At 72.1% G+C, this 17,622-nt stretch carries 14 protein-coding genes; 11 read left to right on the plus strand and 3 right to left on the minus strand.

Annotated features, from left to right (window positions below):
• The first annotated feature begins 79 nt into the window (after window positions 1-79).
• The 8 genes from trpB (at window position 80) to G6039_RS11615 (ending at window position 10,916) form a co-directional block, all read left to right on the plus strand.
• Entirely contained in the window at window positions 80-1,339 is a 1,260-nt protein-coding gene (gene trpB / locus G6039_RS11580) for a tryptophan synthase subunit beta (protein WP_044475995.1), read from the plus strand.
• Window positions 1,336-2,145: a tryptophan synthase subunit alpha gene (gene trpA / locus G6039_RS11585; protein WP_006936959.1), complete on the plus strand. Its 810-nt coding sequence runs from the start codon at window positions 1,336-1,338 to the stop codon at window positions 2,143-2,145. The genes trpB and trpA overlap by 4 nt, the downstream gene beginning before the upstream one ends.
• Complete coding sequence (gene lgt / locus G6039_RS11590; protein ID WP_043798943.1) at window positions 2,142-3,206, plus strand: prolipoprotein diacylglyceryl transferase; 1,065 nt, start codon at window positions 2,142-2,144, stop codon at window positions 3,204-3,206. The genes trpA and lgt overlap by 4 nt, the downstream gene beginning before the upstream one ends.
• Window positions 3,203-4,036, plus strand: a complete 834-nt coding sequence (locus G6039_RS11595; RefSeq protein ID WP_043798946.1) for a TM2 domain-containing protein — start codon at window positions 3,203-3,205, stop codon at window positions 4,034-4,036. The genes lgt and G6039_RS11595 overlap by 4 nt, the downstream gene beginning before the upstream one ends.
• Before the next feature lie 228 nt (window positions 4,037-4,264).
• On the plus strand, window positions 4,265-8,746 hold the full coding sequence (gene gltB / locus G6039_RS11600; protein WP_051446032.1) for a glutamate synthase large subunit: 4,482 nt from the start codon (window positions 4,265-4,267) through the stop codon (window positions 8,744-8,746).
• Complete coding sequence (locus G6039_RS11605) at window positions 8,739-10,232, plus strand: glutamate synthase subunit beta (RefSeq protein WP_043798950.1); 1,494 nt, start codon at window positions 8,739-8,741, stop codon at window positions 10,230-10,232. The genes gltB and G6039_RS11605 overlap by 8 nt, the downstream gene beginning before the upstream one ends.
• Window positions 10,233-10,276: 44 nt before the next feature.
• Window positions 10,277-10,738, plus strand: coding sequence for an SRPBCC family protein (locus G6039_RS11610; protein ID WP_006947046.1), 462 nt, complete (start codon window positions 10,277-10,279; stop codon window positions 10,736-10,738).
• Window positions 10,739-10,766: 28 nt separating this feature from the next.
• Entirely contained in the window at window positions 10,767-10,916 is a 150-nt protein-coding gene (locus G6039_RS11615; protein WP_164528073.1) for a hypothetical protein, read from the plus strand.
• Between the two features lie 146 nt (window positions 10,917-11,062).
• On the opposite strand, the gene G6039_RS11620 is transcribed toward G6039_RS11615, so the two are convergent.
• Entirely contained in the window at window positions 11,063-12,505 is a 1,443-nt protein-coding gene (locus tag G6039_RS11620; RefSeq protein ID WP_006947050.1) for an alpha,alpha-trehalose-phosphate synthase (UDP-forming), read from the minus strand.
• Between the two features lie 425 nt (window positions 12,506-12,930).
• Here G6039_RS11620 and G6039_RS11625 point away from each other — a divergent pair, with 425 nt between their 5' ends.
• On the plus strand, window positions 12,931-13,470 hold the full coding sequence (locus tag G6039_RS11625; protein WP_006947051.1) for a Dps family protein: 540 nt from the start codon (window positions 12,931-12,933) through the stop codon (window positions 13,468-13,470).
• 119 nt (window positions 13,471-13,589) lie between these two features.
• Here G6039_RS11625 and G6039_RS11630 read toward each other — a convergent pair whose 3' ends face one another.
• A complete protein-coding gene (locus G6039_RS11630) occupies window positions 13,590-14,012 on the minus strand; it encodes a MerR family transcriptional regulator (RefSeq protein ID WP_006947052.1) in 423 nt (140 codons plus the stop codon).
• 475 nt (window positions 14,013-14,487) lie between these two features.
• Between G6039_RS11630 and pyk the strand changes: the two genes are divergently transcribed.
• Together pyk and G6039_RS11640 are read left to right on the plus strand one after the other, a co-directional pair.
• Window positions 14,488-15,909 (plus strand): pyruvate kinase, encoded by a 1,422-nt coding sequence (pyk, locus tag G6039_RS11635; protein ID WP_006947055.1) that lies wholly within the window; start codon window positions 14,488-14,490, stop codon window positions 15,907-15,909.
• Entirely contained in the window at window positions 15,906-16,778 is an 873-nt protein-coding gene (locus tag G6039_RS11640) for an acyl-CoA thioesterase II (protein WP_029544036.1), read from the plus strand. Before pyk ends, G6039_RS11640 begins: the two co-directional genes overlap by 4 nt.
• 117 nt (window positions 16,779-16,895) lie before the next feature.
• Here G6039_RS11640 and G6039_RS11645 read toward each other — a convergent pair whose 3' ends face one another.
• Window positions 16,896-17,546 carry a TetR/AcrR family transcriptional regulator gene (locus G6039_RS11645; RefSeq protein WP_043797132.1) on the minus strand — a complete coding sequence of 217 codons (651 nt, stop codon included), beginning with the start codon at window positions 17,544-17,546 and terminating at the stop codon, window positions 16,896-16,898.
• Between the last annotated feature and the right edge of the window lie 76 nt (window positions 17,547-17,622).

Below are 17,622 nucleotides of genomic sequence, written 5' to 3' on the forward strand. Positions count from 1 at the left end.
GGGGCCGCCGTTGGGGCAGACTGGACGGGTGAGCACAGACGATCCCGTACTTTCCGCCAAGGGCCGCGGTCTGCCCCGCATGAGCGCCGCAGTGGCCGAGCACACCGCGCACGAACCCGACCCCGGCGGCCACTTCGGGGTCTTCGGCGGCCGGTTCGTCCCCGAGGCGCTGATGGCGGTGATCGAGGAGGTCACCGCCGAATACGACAAGGCGCGGGTCGACAACGGATTCCTCGACGAACTCGATCGGTTGCAGCGCGACTACACCGGCCGGCCCTCCCCGGTGTACGAGGCCAAGCGGCTGAGCGAACACGCCGGCGGCGCCCGGATCGTGCTCAAGCGCGAGGATCTCAACCACACCGGCTCGCACAAGATCAACAACGTGCTCGGGCAGGCCCTGCTCGCCCAGCGGATGGGCAAGACCCGGGTCATCGCGGAGACCGGTGCCGGGCAGCACGGCGTCGCCACCGCCACCGCCTGCGCCCTGCTCGGCCTCGACTGCGTCGTCTACATGGGCGAGGTCGACACCGAGCGGCAGGCCCTCAACGTCGCCCGGATGCGCCTGCTCGGCGCCGAGGTCGTCGCCGCGACCAGCGGTTCGCGCACCCTCAAGGACGCGATCAACGAGGCCATGCGCGACTGGGTCACCAATGCCCACAACACCTACTACTGTTTCGGCACCGCCGCCGGCCCGCACCCGTTCCCCATGATGGTGCGCGACTTCCAGCGCATCATCGGCCTCGAGGCGCGCGCGCAGGTGCAGGCGCTCACCGGCCGGTTGCCCGACGCCGTCACCGCCTGCGTCGGCGGCGGATCCAACGCCATCGGCATCTTCCATGCCTTCATCGACGACCCCGGTGTCCGCCTGGTCGGCTTCGAGGCCGGCGGCGACGGGGTGGAAACCGGGCGGCATGCCGCCACCATCACCGGCGGCACGCCCGGCGCGCTGCACGGCGCCTACTCCTACCTGCTGCAGGACGAGGACGGCCAGACCATCGAGTCGCACTCGATCTCCGCCGGCCTGGACTACCCCGGCGTCGGACCCGAGCACTCCTACCTCAAGAACATCGGCCGCGCCGACTACCGGCCCGTCACCGACGCCGAGGCCATGGAGGCGTTCTCGCTGCTCTCGCGCACCGAGGGCATCATCCCCGCCATCGAGTCGGCGCACGCCGTCGCCGGGGCCCTGAAGCTGGGCCGCGAACTCGGCTCCGGCGCCGTCGTGCTGGTCAATCTGTCCGGCCGGGGCGACAAGGACGTCGACACCGCCGCGCGGTGGTTCGGGCTCCTTCCCGCCGACCCCGCCACCTCCGACACGACGGAAGGATCCGCGCAGTGAGCGCCCAGCAGCCGCAGTCCCGCCTCGGTGAGGTCTTCGCCCGATGCAAGGCCGAGAACCGCGCCGCGCTCGTCGGCTACCTGCCCGCCGGATACCCCGACCTGCCGCGCTCGATCGAGGCGTTCGAAGCGCTCGTGCAGGCCGGCTGCGACATCGTCGAGGTCGGCATCCCCTACAGCGACCCGGTGATGGACGGACCCACCATCCAGGCCGCCGCCGACGAGGCGCTCACCGCGGGCTTCCGGGTGCGGGACGTGTTCCGCGTCGTCGAGGCCGTCGCCGCGGCCGGCGGCCACGCCGTCGTGATGACCTACTGGAACATCGTCCTCAAGTACGGGATCGACGAATTCGCCCGCGACCTCGCTGCCGCCGGGGGACTGGGGATCATCACCCCGGACCTCATCCCCGACGAGGCCGAGCAGTGGATCGCGGCGGCGGACCGGCACGGGCTCGACCGCATCTTCCTGGTCGCCCCGTCGTCGACCGCCGAGCGCCTCGTCATGACCGTCGACTCCTGCCGCGGGTTCGTCTACGCCACCTCCACGATGGGCGTGACCGGCGCCCGCGACGCCGTCTCCGACATGGCGCCCGAACTCGTCGCCCGGGTGCGGGAGCACTCGCAGATCCCCGTGGGTGTCGGCCTGGGCGTGCGGTCCCGGGAACAAGCCGCGCAGATCGCCGCCTACGCGGACGCGGTGATCGTCGGCTCGGCGCTGGTGGCCGCCGTGGCGCAGGGCCCCGACGCGTTGCGCACGCTCACCACGGAACTCGCGGAGGGCGTGCGCTCGGCTAGCGTGGCCACGTGACCTCCACCGCCGTACCCGCCGCCGCTACCGTCCTGGCGTATCTGCCCAGTCCACCGCAGGGGGTGTGGTACCTCGGGCCGATCGCGCTGCGGGCCTACGCCCTGTGCATCATCGTCGGGATCGTCGTCGCCATCTTCTGGGGCGACCGCCGCTGGGTCGCCCGTGGCGGCGAGCCGGGCACCGTCCTCGACGTCGCCGTGTGGGCGGTGCCGTTCGGCCTGATCGGAGGGCGCCTGTACCACGTCGCCACCGACTGGCAGAAGTACTTCGGCGCGGGCGCCGACCCGGTCGACGCGCTGAAGATCTGGCAGGGCGGACTCGGGATCTGGGGGGCGGTCGCCCTCGGCGGCGTCGGCGCCTGGATCGGGTGCCGGCGCCGCGGTGTGCCGCTGCCCGCCCTCGGTGATGCGGTGGCCCCGGCGATCCTGCTGGCGCAGGCCATCGGCCGGCTCGGCAACTGGTTCAACCAGGAACTCTACGGCCGGGAGACGACCGTGCCGTGGGGCCTCGAGATCTACGAGCGTCGCAACGACGCGGGACAGACCAGCCCGGACCTGATCGACGGGATCTCCACCGGGCAGGTCGCGGCGGTGGTGCATCCGACGTTCCTGTACGAGCTGGTGTGGAACCTGCTCGTCGTGCTGCTGCTCGTGTTCGTCGACCGGCGCTTCCGTATCGGACACGGCCGGCTGTTCGCGCTCTACGTGGCCGGCTACAGCGCGGGCCGCTTCTTCGTCGAACTCATGCGGTCCGACCCGGCCACCGAGATCGCCGGTATCCGGATCAATTCCTTCACCTCCGCCATCGTGTTCGTCCTCGCCGTCGCCTACGTCGTCTTCGCCCGCAAGGGTCGCGAAGCGCCGGAGGAACTGAAGTCCCGTCACCCGCACGGCGCCACCGCGGCCGCAGCCGATGCCACCGCAACCGGCGACGGGATCGGAGACGGTGGGGCGGCCGACGACGAGAAGCGGGACGGCGCATCCGGGCCCGTGGCATCGGCCGAGGCCGGCGGTAAGGTCGAGACAGGTAGGCGCAGCGAGAACGGAGGGGACAAGTCGTGACCACATCCGACGCGGGATCCCCGGACCCCACGGGCCCGGATCTGCGGAAGAAGGACGAGACGTCCGCCGGACCGGACCTGCGCAAACAGTCCGACGCCGAGGCCGCCCCCGCTGCCGGGTCGAGCGCCGCGCCGCAGGGCGGCGAGCCGGCCCCCACCGCGGAGCTGCCCACGTTCGGCGGCACCGCCGACTACGATCCGACCGCCCAGGCGTCGCTGTCCGTTCCGCCGCCCACCACCGAGTCGACCGCGCCCACGTGGGGCACGGCCGGACCGGGCTGGGACACCTACTCCGGAATGGGCAACGGTCCCGGCTGGGGCACCACGCCGAGCTATCCACCGCCGTCGAGCGAAGCGCAGTACGGCACCGCACACACCGGCGGGACCGAGGCGCCGACCGGCGGGCAGTACGCCGGCAGCGGACCCGTCTACGGGGCCCCCGACCCGCAGTTCCAGAGCGGGCCGCAGTACCCCACCCCGGCCGGGCCGGGCTACGGTCCCACCGGCTACGGCGCCTACGGCGATCCCTCCGCGCCGTACGGACGGGATCCGGCGACGGGCGAGCCCTACTCCGACAAGTCGAAGACCACCGCGGGCCTGTTGCAGCTGCTGCTGCCCTTCGTCGGGATCTGCGGGGTCGGGCGGCTCTACCTCGGAAGCACCGCGGTCGGCCTCATCCAGCTTCTGGGGCTGTGGATCGGCGGACTGCTGACCATCCTCCTGGTCGGCTTCGTGATCATCCCGGTGATCTGGGTGTGGTCCGTCATCGACGGGATCATGATGCTCACCGGCAGCGTCCGCGACTCCGACGGCCGCCCGCTGCGGCCCTGACCCACCCACCCGACGGCCGGTCGCGCCTCTCGCGCGGCCGGCCGTCGCGCGCGTAGACTGGCCGCCACCGGGACCGATCCCCGGTTCGATCGTCGGGCGGAACTGGTCCGGCCACCCATACCGCAGCGCACGCCCGTCGTGGCGACCCCGTCGGGGCCGCCCATCCGACGACGCGCGACGTCGCCGCCACACCGGCGACGTGGAGGTGGACCGGTGCGGCATTCCGGGATGCCCGAGCCCCGCGGACTCTACGACCCCGACCGCGAATCGGATTCCTGCGGCGTGGGCGCGATCGTCGACCTGCGCGGCCGCAGCACCCACCGCACCGTCGCCGACGCACTCACCGCGCTGCGCAACCTCGGCCACCGCGGCGCCTGCGGTCGCGAACCCGCCAGCGGTGACGGCGCCGGCATCACCCTCGCGGTCCCCGCCGCGCTCCTCGACGCCGTCACCGGCTTCGAGCTCCCGCCGCCGGGGTACTACGCCACCGGCCTGTGCTTTCTGCCCCGCGACCCGCGGCGCCGGGCGACGGCGCGACGGCGGATCCACGCGCTCGCGGCCGAGGAGGATCTCCAGATCCTCGGCTGGCGCGAGGTTCCCGTCGACCCGTCCGGCCTCGGGCGCACCGCCGGAGCGTGCCGACCCCACATCAGCCAGCTGTTCGTCGCCGCCCCGCGCACGGGCGGCGCCCGGCCCGCCGGCGTGGACCTCGACCGGCGGGTGTATCCGCTGCGGCGCCGCGCCGAGCACACCGGCGACGTCTATTTCCCGTCGCTGTCCGCCCGCACCGTCGTCTACAAGGGCATGCTCACGGCACAGCAGTTGCCGGCGTTCTTCCCCGACCTGCGCGATCCGCGCTGCGCCAGCCCGATCGCGCTCGTGCACAGCCGTTTCTCCACCAACACCTTCCCGTCGTGGCGGCTCGCCCAACCGTTCCGGTACAGCGCCCACAACGGCGAGATCAACACGATCCGCGGCAACCGCAACCGGATGCACGCCCGCGAGGGACTCCTGCGCACCGGCCTGCTGCCCGGCGACCTGACCCGGTTGTTCCCGGTCTGCGCCCCCGACATGTCGGACTCGGCCTCCCTCGACGAGGTCCTCGAACTGCTCCACCTCGCCGGGCGCTCGCTGCCGCACGCGGTGACCATGCTCGTCCCGCCCGCATGGGAGAACGAGCCCGACCTCGATCCCCGGCGACGCGCCTTCCACCGCTTCCACGCCGCGCTGCTCGAACCGTGGGACGGGCCGGCGTGCCTGCCCTTCACCGACGGACGGCTGTTCGGTGCCGTGCTCGACCGCAACGGGCTGCGACCCGGCCGGTGGTGCCGCACCGCCGACGACCGCGTCCTGTTCGGCAGTGAAACCGGAATCCTCGACCTGCCACCGGAACACATCGTGCACAAGGGCCGGCTCGAGCCGGGCCGGATGCTCCTCGTCGACACCGTCGCCGGCCGCATCGTGCCGCCCGACGAACTGCTCGACACCCTCGCCGCCGCCCACCCCTACGGTCGGTGGCTGCGTGACGGGCAGATCGACCTGGCGGATCTGCCCCGCCCGGGCGGGCACCCCGCCCCGGACCACGACCAGGGCCGGACGCACCGGCTGTTCGGGTACACCCGCGAGGACCTCGAGGTGCTGCTCGAACCGATGGCTGCGACCGGTGCCGAACCGCTCGGCTCGATGGGCGCCGACATCGCCCCCGCGGTGCTGTCGCCGCGTCCCCGGCTGCTCTACGACTACGTCGTCGAATTGTTCGCGCAGGTCACCAACCCGCCGTTGGACGCGATCCGCGAACGGGTCGTCACCTCGATGCGGCGCGTCGCCGGCCCGGAGGACAACCTGTTCGACGCGTCCCCGAAGTCGTGCCGGCAACTGGTGCTGCCCGGCCCGGTCCTCGACACCGACGAACTCGCCGCCGTCGCGGCACTCGGCCCGGACGGGCCGCGCCCGGACCTCGCCTCCCGGGTCCTGCCCGCGCACTTCGCGGCCGGCGGCGACCCCGGCGAGGCCCTCGCCGCCGGGCTCGCGGACCTGCGCCGCGCCGCCGACGCCGCCATCGACGCCGGCCGGGGCATCCTGATCGTCACCGACCGCGGTTGCGGGCCGGACCGCGTCCCCATCCCCTCCCTGCTCGCCGTCTCCGCCGTGCACCACCACCTCGTCCGCACGCGGCGGCGCACCCGCGTCGCGCTGATCGCCGAATCCGGGGATGCGCGCGAGGTCCACCACGTGGCCGCGCTCGTCGGATTCGGCGCCGCGACGGTGTGCCCCTACGTCGCCCTCGACACCGTGCGCTCACTCGCGGCCGCCGGGCGCATCCCCGGCACGGACCCGGCGACGGCCGCGGCGAACTACCGGCGCGCCGTCGTCTCCGGGGTTCGCGAGGTGATGGCCAAGCTCGGAATCTCCACCCTCGCCTCGTACACGGCGGCGCAGACATTCGAGGCCGTCGGCCTTGCCCGCGAGGTCGTGGACGCGTATCTTCCCGGCACCGTCTCCCGGCTGGGCGGCGCGAGCCTCGCCGACCTGGCCCGCGACGCCCGTCGCCGGCACCGGACCGCCTTCGAGAACCGGTGCGCCGAAACGGCTCTCGACAGTGGGGGCGTCTACCGGTATCGACGCGACGGCGAACCTCACCTGTTCACCCCGGAGACGGTGTTCCTGCTGCAGCACGCGACCCGCACCGGGCGGGTGGACGTCTACGCGCGGTACTGCGCCGAGATCGACCGGCTCGCCGCCGCGGGCGGAACCCTGCGCGGGCTGTTGCGCACCGTCGCCGCGGATCCGATCCCGCTCGACGAGGTCGAGCCGGTGGAGGACATCGTGCGCCGCTTCGCCACGGGGGCGATGAGCTACGGTTCGATCTCCGGTGAGGCGCACGAGACCCTCGCCGTCGCGATGAACCGCCTCGGCGGCCGGTCGAACTCGGGGGAGGGCGGGGAGGATCCCGACCGCCTCGGTGACCCGCTGCGCCGCAGCGCCGTCAAGCAGGTCGCCAGCGGCCGCTTCGGTGTCACCGCCGCCTACCTCGCCGACGCGACCGACCTGCAGATCAAGATGGCGCAGGGAGCGAAACCCGGTGAGGGTGGCCAGCTTCCCGGCCACAAGGTGTACCCGTGGATCGCCCGTACCCGGCACGCCACCACGGGCGTCGGACTGATCTCCCCGCCGCCGCACCACGACATCTACTCCATCGAGGACCTCGCCGAGCTCGTCCACGACCTGCGGTGCGCCAACCCGCAGGCCCGCATCCACGTCAAGCTCGTCAGCGGCGTCGGCGTCGGCATCGTCGCCGCCGGCGTCGCCAAGGCCCATGCCGACGTGGTGCTGATCTCCGGCCACGACGGCGGCACCGGGGCGGCCCTGCTCACCGCCCTGCAGCACACCGGCACCCCGTGGGAGATCGGGCTCGCCGAAACCCAGCAGACCCTCGTGCTGAGCGGCCTGCGCGACCGCATCACCGTGCAGTGCGACGGCGGGCTGCGCACCGGCCGCGACGTGATGATCGCGGCGCTGCTCGGCGCCGAGGAGTTCGGGTTCGCCACGGCGCCCCTGGTGGTCCTCGGCTGCATCCTCATGCGGGTGTGCCACCTCGACACGTGTCCCGTCGGCATCGCCACCCAGAACCCCGAACTGCGGGAGAAGTTCACCGGCAGAGCGGAATTCGTGGAGCAGTTCTTCCTGTTCGTCGCCGGGGACGTGCGCCGGCGGCTCGCGGCGCTGGGCCTGTCCCGCCTCGACGACGCCGTCGGCCGGGTCGACCTGCTCGAACCCGACGCGGCACTCGAGCACTGGCGTCGCCGGGGACTCGACCTCGCACCCCTGTTCACCCCGCCGGCCGACGCCCTCGGGGCACCCCCGCAGCGCCGCCGCACCCGTCCCGCCGCCGGACCGCCCGACGCGCCGCTGGACCGTGACCTCATCGCCCGCGCGGCCCCCGCCCTCGACGACGGCCGTCCCGTGCATCTCACCGCCGCCGTCACCAACCGTGACCGCGCCGTCGGCACCCTGCTCGGCTGGACCGCCGGTCGACGGTGCGCCACCGGCCTGAGCGACGACACGGTGCGGATCGATTTGTACGGCAGCGCCGGGCAGTCCCTCGGTGCCTTCCTGCCCGTCGGCATCACCGTCACCGTCACCGGCGACGCCAACGACTATGTCGCCAAGGGCCTGTCCGGCGGACGGGTGGTGGTGCGCCCCGACCCGGCCGCGCCGTTCGACCCGCACGAGCAGATCGTCGCCGGCAACACCGTCCTGTACGGGGCCACCTCCGGGGAGTTGTTCCTGCACGGCCGGGTGGGGGAGCGCTTCGCGGTGCGCAATTCCGGCGCCGACGCCGTGTGCGAGGGCACCGGCGACCATGCCTGCGAGTACATGACCGGGGGCCGCGTCGTGATCCTCGGCGCCACCGGCCGCAACCTCGGCGCCGGCATGTCCGGGGGGCTGGCCTACGTCCTCGACCTCGAGCCCGGCCGCGTCAACACCGCCTCCGTGCAACTGCAGCCCGTCGACGACGGCGACCTCGCTCCGCTGCGTGACCTGATCGCCCGCCACCACGCGCGCACCGGATCGGCGGTCGCCGGGGAGATCCTCGCCGAATGGCCCGGCAGTGCGGTCCGGTTCACCGCGGTGGTGCCCGAGGATCTGATCCGCGTCCGCGCCGCGGCGTGCGAGCGCCCCACCCCGGTGGGAGCCGACGGTGCCTGATCCCCGCGGATTCCTGCGCTACGACCGACGCGAACCGCCGCGCCGGCCCGCCGCCGAGCGCGTTCGCGACTGGGCGGAGGTGCACCGGGCGCAGCCCCCGGACGAGGAGGCGCTCTCGATCCGGGAGCAGGCCGCCCGCTGCATGGACTGCGGTATCCCCTTCTGCCACAGCGCCGGCACCGGCTGCCCGCTCGGCAACCTCATCCCCGAATGGAACGACCTGGTGCGTCGCGACCTGTGGGCCGAGGCCGCCGACCGGCTGCACGCCACCGACAACTTCCCCGAGTTCACCGGCCGGCTGTGCCCGGCACCCTGTGAATCCGCCTGCGTGCTCGCCCGGGACGACCACACCGCGGGCGTGACCGTCGAACGGATCGAGCGGGCGATCGCCGACCGGGCCTGGGCCGACGGCCGCGTGCCGCCGCGCCCCCCGGCCCGCAGCACCGGGAGATCCGTCGCCGTCGTCGGCTCCGGACCGGCGGGTCTCGCCGCGGCCCAGCAGCTCACCCGCGCCGGACACGCCGTGACCGTCCTCGAGCGCGCCGACCGGCTCGGCGGACTGCTGCGCTACGGCATCCCGGCGTTCAAGATGGACAAGGCCCTCGTCGACCGGCGCCTCGCGCAGATGCGCGCCGAGGGCACGGTCTTCCGCACCGGCACCGAGGCCGGGATCGACCCGGATGTCGCCACGCTACGGGCCGGCTTCGACGCGGTGGTCCTCGCGGTCGGGGCCGGCCGCGCCCGCGACCTGGCCGTCCCGGGGCGGGAACTCGGCGGGGTGCACCCCGCGATGGAGTACCTCGTCGCCGCCAACCACGAGTGCGAGGGCGACGGGCCCGCGGCCCTCACCGCCGCCGGACGGCACGTGGTCATCGTCGGCGGCGGGGACACCGGCGCCGACTGCTTCGGCACCGCACTGCGTCAGGGCGCGCGTTCCGTCACCCAGCTCGACTATCGGCCCCGGCCGCCCGGACGCCGCGACGCGGACGTCACGCCGTGGCCGCTCGCGCCGTGGGTGCTGCGAACGGCGCCCGCGCACGAGGAGGGCGGGACCCGCCGGTTCGAAGTGACGGTGCAGCGCTTCGTCGGTTCCCGTGGGCGGGTGCGGGCGCTCGAACTGGCCGAGGTCGACGCGCGCCGCCTCCCCCTCGGGGACCCCTTCGAGATTCCCTGCGACCTCGCCCTCCTCGCCGTCGGCTTCGAGGGGGTCCAGCGCGGACCGCTCCTCGACGCCCTCGGCCTGACCCCCGGCGTCCGGGGCACTCTCGACTGCGACGAGCGCTGGCAGACCTCGGCCCCGGGGGTGTTCGTGTGCGGCGACGCCCACCGCGGTGCGTCGCTGGTGGTGTGGGCGATCGCCGAGGGACGCGCGGCGGCGCGCGGTGTGGACGCGTTCCTCACGGGCGAGTCGGCGCTGCCGGCGCCGGTCCATCCCCGGTCGCTGCATCTGGACCCCCGGCGTTTCCCGGCTCGGCCGCCCGGGTAGGCCACCCGGGAGCGGCGCACCGGTCGCCGCAGGAAAGGAGCGTCATGAGCACGATCACCGAGTCGGTCGACGTCCATGTCCCGATCCGTACGGCCTACAACCAGTGGACGCAGTTCGAGGAGTTCCCTCGTTTCATGGAGGGCGTCGAGCGGATCCGCCAGATCGACGACACCCACACCCACTGGGTCGTCAAGGTCGCCGGCGGGACGAAGGAGTTCGACGCCACGATCACCGAGCAGCATCCCGACGAGCGCGTCGCATGGAGGTCCGACGCCGGGCCGGACCACGCCGGCGTGATCACCTTCCACCGGCTCGACGACACCACCACGCGGGTCACCGCGCAGATGGACATCGACCCCGAGGGCTTCTTCGAGAACGTCGCCGACAAGCTCGGCCTCCTCGATCGCCGCGTGAAGAGCGACATGCGGCACTTCAAGCAGTTCATCGAGGAACGCGGCGTCGCCGACGGCGCATGGCGCGGTGAGGTCGATCGTCCCGGCCCGTGACCGTGGACTTCCGACCGAAGGAGACCCCGTGACGGAGAAGAAGCCGACCGACGGCAACCGGCCCAAGGGGGGCCGGCCCGGCCCGGTGGACGAGGGCAAGAACGGCGGCATGGCGACTCGGGAGCACGCCCCGGAAATCGCCGAGAATCCCACCGCCGAGAACTCCACCGACGACTGATCGCAGAGGCCGGAAGGGGCGATGCGGCCGAACCGCATCGCCCCTTCCGCCGTCGCACGGGCTGTCGACGGTCACGGCGTGCCGGGGTCGAGGGTGTCCTCCGTCGGCGCCGCCTACTCCGCTTCGAGCCCGCGCCCGGCTGTGATTCAGGCGCTCGCGGCCGCGGTGGTGCCGGATCCGCTCGCGCGCAGGTCCGTGAGGAAGGCGTTGGCCCACCGGTCGACGTCGTGGTGGAGCACCTGGGTGCGCAGGGACTGCATCCGGCGCGCCGCCGTCGCCGGTTCCTCGGTGGCGGCGATGACGATCGCGCGTTTGACGGCGTCGAGATCGTGCGGGTTGACCAGATGAGCGCGGCGCAGCTCGCTGGCCGCCCCGGTGAACTCGCTCAGGACGAGGGCACCGGTGCCGTCGGTCCGGCAGGCGATGTACTCCTTGGCGACGAGGTTCATGCCGTCGCGCAGGGGTGTGACGAGCATGACGTCCGCCGCGCTGTACAGGGCCATGAGCTCGTCGCGGTCGACGGGCCGGTGCAGGTAGTGCACCACCGGTCGGCCCAGCTGCCCGTACTCGCCGTTGAGGTGGCCGACCTTGCGCTCGATGTCCTCGCGCAACTGGGCGTAGGCGGACACGCGCTCGCGACTCGGGGTGGCCAGCTGCACCATGACGACCTTCTCGGGGTCGAGGGTGCCCTCGTCGAGCAGCTCGTGCAGCGCTTCGAGCCGAATGTCGATGCCCTTGGTGTAGTCGAGCCGGTCCACGCCCAGCAGCAGGGTCTCGGGGTTGCCGAGTTCCTCGCGAACCTGCGCGGCCCGCTCGCGGATGTGGGGGGACCGGACGCGTTCGGCGAAGTGGGCCGAGTCGATCGAGATGGGGAAGGCGCCGACCTGCACCCGCCGGTCGCCGACGTCGACGGTGCCCACGCACGAGTCCAGGTCGGAGTGCGCGCTCGTGTGCAGACCGAGCAGCCGCTGTGCCAGGAACAGGAAGTTGCGGGCGCCGCCGGGCAGGTGGAAGCCCACCAGGTCGGCGCCGAGCAGGCCCTCCACGACGGCGGTGCGCCACGGCAGTTGCAGGAACAGCTCGGTGGGCGGGAAGGGGATGTGCAGGAAGAAGCCGATCTTCAGGTCGGGCCGGAGGTCGCGCAGCATCTTGGGCACGAGCTGGAGCTGGTAATCGTGCACCCACACCGTCGCGCCCGGGGCGGCCGCGTCGGCCGCGGCCTCGGCGAAGCGGCGGTTGACCGCGACGTATGTCCGCCACCACGTGCGGTCGTAGGCGGGAGCGACGATCGCGTCGTGGTACAGCGGCCACAGCGTCGCGTTGGAGAATCCCTCGTAGTAGCCGGCGACCTCGCCTTCGGTGAGGGAGACCGGATGCAGCGTGATGCCGTCCTCGGTGAACGGATCGAAGGCGACGTCGGGGGCGCCGGGCCAGCCCACCCACGCGCCGTCGGCGGCGCGCAGCACCGGCTCCAGGGCGGTGACGAGCCCGCCCGGGCTGCGGCGCCACCCGCCGCGCCCGTCGTCGGCCGACGGGTCGTAGTCCACGGGGAGCCGATTGGCCACCACCACCAGGTCCGCTGCGGTCATCGCGTCGCGCCTCCTTGCTCGACACCGGGGCCGGTCGCTCCGGCGACTGCCGTCGAACTCGTACTTATGACAAGTAGTTTTTGTGTATCACTCGGGGCGGGGCGCGGAGGCACTTCGCCGCGCTCGGTATCCCGGGAAGCGACGCCCCCGCACCCCGCCGGTAGATAATCTGTCTCGCACAATAGAAATTTTGTCAAATGGAAGATGCAATTACTGCGGAACACCGGCCCGGTGCGGTGCGACGGGGAGGGTATCGACGATGTCCTTCCCGCGGAGGGTGGCACGGGCTTGCTTGCCGGCGGTTTCGGCGCCCGGGTGCCGGGGTAATCCGGCTGCGGGGTGCCCGGCACCTAAGTGCCGACACCGGCGGGCCGGCGAGACGGCCCGCGGAGGTACTACACACGAGCCTGTAGGAGGAATCGAAGATGGCGAAGTTCACCGTCCCCGGCCTGAGCGACAGCGAGGGCGTCCGGGTGGCCGAAGTGCTGCAGAATCGGCTCAGCGCCTACAACGACCTGCACCTCACCCTCAAGCACGTTCACTGGAACGTCGTGGGACCGAACTTCATCGGCGTGCACGAGATGATCGATCCGCAGGTCGACGCGGTCCGCGGATTCGCCGACGACGTCGCCGAACGCATCGCCGCGCTCGGGTCGTCCCCGAAGGGGACCGCGGGCGCGATCGAGAAGGACCGCTCGTGGGACGACTACTCGGTGGGGCGGGACACCGCCCAGGCCCACCTCGCCGCCCTCGACCTGGTGTACGACGGCGTGATCGGGGACTGCCGCAAGGCGATTTCGGAGGTCGGGGAGATCGATCCGATCACCGAGGACCTGCTCATCGGGCAGACGCGCGACCTCGAGAAGTTCCAGTGGTTCGTCCGGGCGCATCTCGAGAACTCGGCCGGAACCCTCGCGCACGAGGGCGCGCGCACCGAACGGCAGGCCGCGGACGAAGCCCGCTGAGCGGGCGAGCCGCCGGCCGGGTCCTTCGCCCGCCGCTGCGCGCAGACATCACCGGCCGCCGGACAGCGCATTGCACACCCCGCGCCGTCCGGCGGCCGGGGGTGTCTGCTGGAGGTCGCTCAGCTGTTGCCGTTGTCCGCCCGCAGGCGCGCGTTGTCCGACTCGAGTCGCGCATTGGCATCCTCGAGCCGGGCCTTGTCGGATTCCAGGCGAGCCTTGTCCGATTCGAGCCGGGCATTGTGGGATTCGAGACGTGCGTTGTGGGACGCCAGTTCGGCGTGGTTCGACTCGAGGCGGAAGATCTGGGCGATGCCGGCCAGATTGATGCCCTCGGCGAGGAGTTCGCCGATGCGTCGCAGGCGCGCCACGTCCTCGTCGCTGTAGCGGCGGGTGCCGCCTTCGGTGCGCGCGGGGCTGAGCAGTCCGCGGCGTTCGTACAGGCGCATGGACTGCGGATCGACCCCGGACAGCTCGGAGGCCACCGAGATGCCGTAGACACCGCGGCGGGAGTGCGGTAGCGGCTCCTTCCTCGTTTTCTCCATTTCAGATTCCCTCGTTCGGTGTCCTCGCTGCCATGGCCTCCGGTGTGCCGAATCTACCCGATCGCCACAGGAAACCTTCCGTGCCGGAGACAATTCCCGGGCGACGCCGGCGCGGACCGGACCGCCGGGAAACGGGCTCTCCGGTACGAATATCTCTCTTGCATGACACACATTTTATGCATCGCGTGGGGTGGCCGCGATCGACGCCGCGCCGTTTCCGTGCCCCGCCCCCGCCGTCCGGACGGGAGTGCCGTCCTGCGCCGCGGGCGCACCCCACCGGATCCGTCTCCGTCACAGGGGGTTCCGCGGGCCGCTCCGGCACCGACGAGATCGGGCGCCGCATCCGGCGGAGGTACGGGGGCGACCGGACCGATGCCCGGGGCAACCGGACGTCGGCCCTCGGCCGAGCGGGCACGGCGTCGGCGCTGCACCGGCTGTGCTCCGCCACCGCCGCACGGGTACTAGGCTCGACCGCGTGACCCGACGCACCAAGATCGTTTGCACCATGGGCCCGGCCACGGCAGACCCCGAGGTCCTGAGGGAACTCGTCGACGCCGGGATGGACGTGGCCCGCCTCAACTTCAGCCACGGCGAACACGCCGATCACGAGGCCCACTACCGCCGCGTGCGGGAGGCCTCCGATACCAGCGGGCATGCCGTCGGCATCCTCGCCGACCTGCAGGGCCCGAAGATCCGCCTCGGCCGGTTCGCCGAGGGGCCGACGGTGTGGAATACCGGCGAGATCGTCCGGATCACCGTCGACGACGTCGAGGGAACCCACGACCGGGTCTCGACCACCTACAAGCAGCTCGCCGACGACGCGCGCCCGGGGGATCGCCTGCTCGTCGACGACGGCAAGGTCGGCCTGGTCGTCGAGCACGTCGAGGGCAGGGATGTGGTCTGCCGCGTCACCGAGGGTGGGCCGGTCAGCAACAACAAGGGCGTGTCCCTGCCGGGGATGAACATCTCGGTTCCGGCGCTGTCGGAGAAGGACATCGAGGATCTCGAGTTCGCCATGCGGCTCGGCGTGGACTTCGTCGCCCTGTCGTTCGTGCGCTCCCCGGCCGACATCGAGCTCGTGCACGAGGTGATGGATCGGGTGGGCCACCGCGTGCCGGTGATCGCCAAGCTCGAGAAGCCCGAGGCCATCGAGAATCTCGAGGCGGTCGTGCTGGCGTTCGATGCGGTGATGGTCGCCCGCGGTGACCTCGGCGTCGAGATGCCGCTCGAGGAGGTGCCGCTGGTGCAGAAGCGGGCGATCCAGATCGCCCGCGAGAACGCCAAGCCCGTCATCGTGGCCACGCAGATGCTCGAGTCGATGATCGAGAACTCCCGGCCGACCCGCGCCGAGGCCTCCGACGTCGCCAACGCGGTCCTCGACGGCGCGGACGCGGTGATGCTCTCCGGCGAGACGTCGGTGGGCAAGTACCCGGTCGAGACGGTGCGGACGATGGCCCGCATCATCGCGGCCGTGGAGTCCGATCCCACCCGGGTGCCGGCGCTGACCCACGTGCCGCGCACCAAGCGCGGGGTGATCTCCTACGCGGCGCGCGACATCGGCGAGCGGCTCGACGCCAAGGCGCTGGTGGCGTTCACCCAGTCCGGCGACACGGTGCGGCGCCTGGCGCGGCTGCACACCCGGCTGCCGCTGCTGGCGTTCACCCCGGTCCCGCACATCCGCAGCCAGCTGGCGCTGACATGGGGCACCGAGACCTTCTCCGTCGAGCCGGTCGACACGACCGACGTGATGGTGCAGCAGGTCGACGCGGCGCTGCTCTCGCTCGGCCGGTACCAGCGCGGCGACCTCGTGGTCATCGTGGCCGGGTCCCCGCCCGGCCGCTCCGGGTCGACCAACCTGATCCACGTGCACCGGATCGGGGAGAAGGACACCCATTGAGCCGTCGCACCGCGACCGATCTCGAGGTCCTCGTCGACCTGCTCGATCTCGAGCAGGTCGACGAGGACCTCTACCGGGGTGAGCACCCGATCCAGGTGGGCAGCCGCACCTTCGGCGGCCAGCTCGTCGCTCAGGCCCTGATCGCGGCCGGCCGCACGGTCGGGGACCGGCCGGTGCACGCGCTCAACGCCCACTTCATCCGCGGCGGCGACGTCAAGGCGCCGATCGAGTACCGGGTGGTCCGGCACCGCGACGGCCGGGATTTCGCGAACCGCATGGTCACCGCCTCCCAGAACGGCCAGGAGCTGTTCGTCATGCTCGCCGCCTTCCAACGGTGGGGCAAAGGGCTCGAGCATGCGGTGAGCGTTCCCGAGGTGCCCTACCCGGATGTGCTGCCGCCGCTCGGGGACCACCTGTCCGGGTTCGAGGATCACCTGCCGCACTTCGTCAACGCCCTCAAGCCGATCGACATGCGGTACGCCAACGACCCCGCCTGGATCCTCAAGGGCACCGGGGAACGTCTCTCGCACAACCGGGTGTGGATGCGCGCCGACGGCGCGCTGCCCGAGGATGCGCTCCTGCACGCCGCCACCCTGGCCTACAGCTCCGATACCACCGTGCTCGACTCGATCCTCACCACCCACGGGCTGTCCTGGGGGCTGGACCGGATCGTCGCCGCCACCGTCAACCACTCCATGTGGTTCCACCGGCCGGTCCGGTTCGACGAGTGGATTCTGTACGCCACCGAGTCCCCGGTCGCGGCGGGATCGCGCGGGCTGGCGACGGGCCGCTACTTCACCCTCGAGGGGGAACTCGTGGCGACGGTCGTGCAGGAGGGGCTGATCCGTCATTTCCCGCGCCGCGGCTGACGTGGGCCACCGTGTCCGAGCCCCCGCCGGCCGCGGGGGCGCGGACACACGCGCCTCGCCGTCACCGCTCGGTCCGCCGCCTGCCGCGCAGTCCCTCGTCCCCGCGTGGGGCGTTTCTCATTCCTCCACCCGGCGGCGGCGGCGGTCGAGTTCGTCGAGGATCAGCCCCAGTCCGTAGTCGAACTCGTCCGCGAACGAGTAGTCCTTTCCGATCACCAGTTCGCCGATCATTTCCGCCAGGTAGGGGTAGGCGTCGGCCGGCACGTCGATCTCCGAGGCGAACTCCTCGGCGCCGTCCGCCGACGCGAAGGGCAGTTTCAGTTCGGTGAGCACGAAGCCGTACACGTATGCGTCGATCACCGAGAAGGCGTGGGACGCAAGGGCGACCGGGAAGCCGTTCGTGCGCAGGCAACCGAGCACGGCGTCGTGGTGCCGCAAGAGCGACGGACCGGGCGAACGGCGGGACTCGATCAAGGTCAGCGCCCAGGGATGCCGGGCGAGCACGCGCCGCGCCGAGGTCGCCCGGTGGAACATCGCAGGCCGCCACGGTTCGCCCGGTCCGGGCAGCACGATTCCCGCGAAGATCCAGTCCGCGAGCCCATCGAGCAGATCGTCCTTGTTGGCGACGTGGTGGTAGAGAGACATTGCCTCCACGCCGAGTTCCTTGCCGACGTTGCGCATGCTCACCGCGGTGAGGCCGCCGCGGTCGGCTACGCGAACCGCGGCCTCGATGATCCCGATGCGGCTCAGCGCCGGCCGTTCGTTCATGTCTCCCTCACGACTCTTGCGTCCTTACAGGCGTAAGCCTAGTCTTCCCGGACAAGACTTACATCCGTAAGGGAGG

The organism is Rhodococcus aetherivorans (assembly GCF_011058165.1).
Classification (GTDB): Bacteria; Actinomycetota; Actinomycetes; order Mycobacteriales; family Mycobacteriaceae; genus Rhodococcus; species Rhodococcus aetherivorans.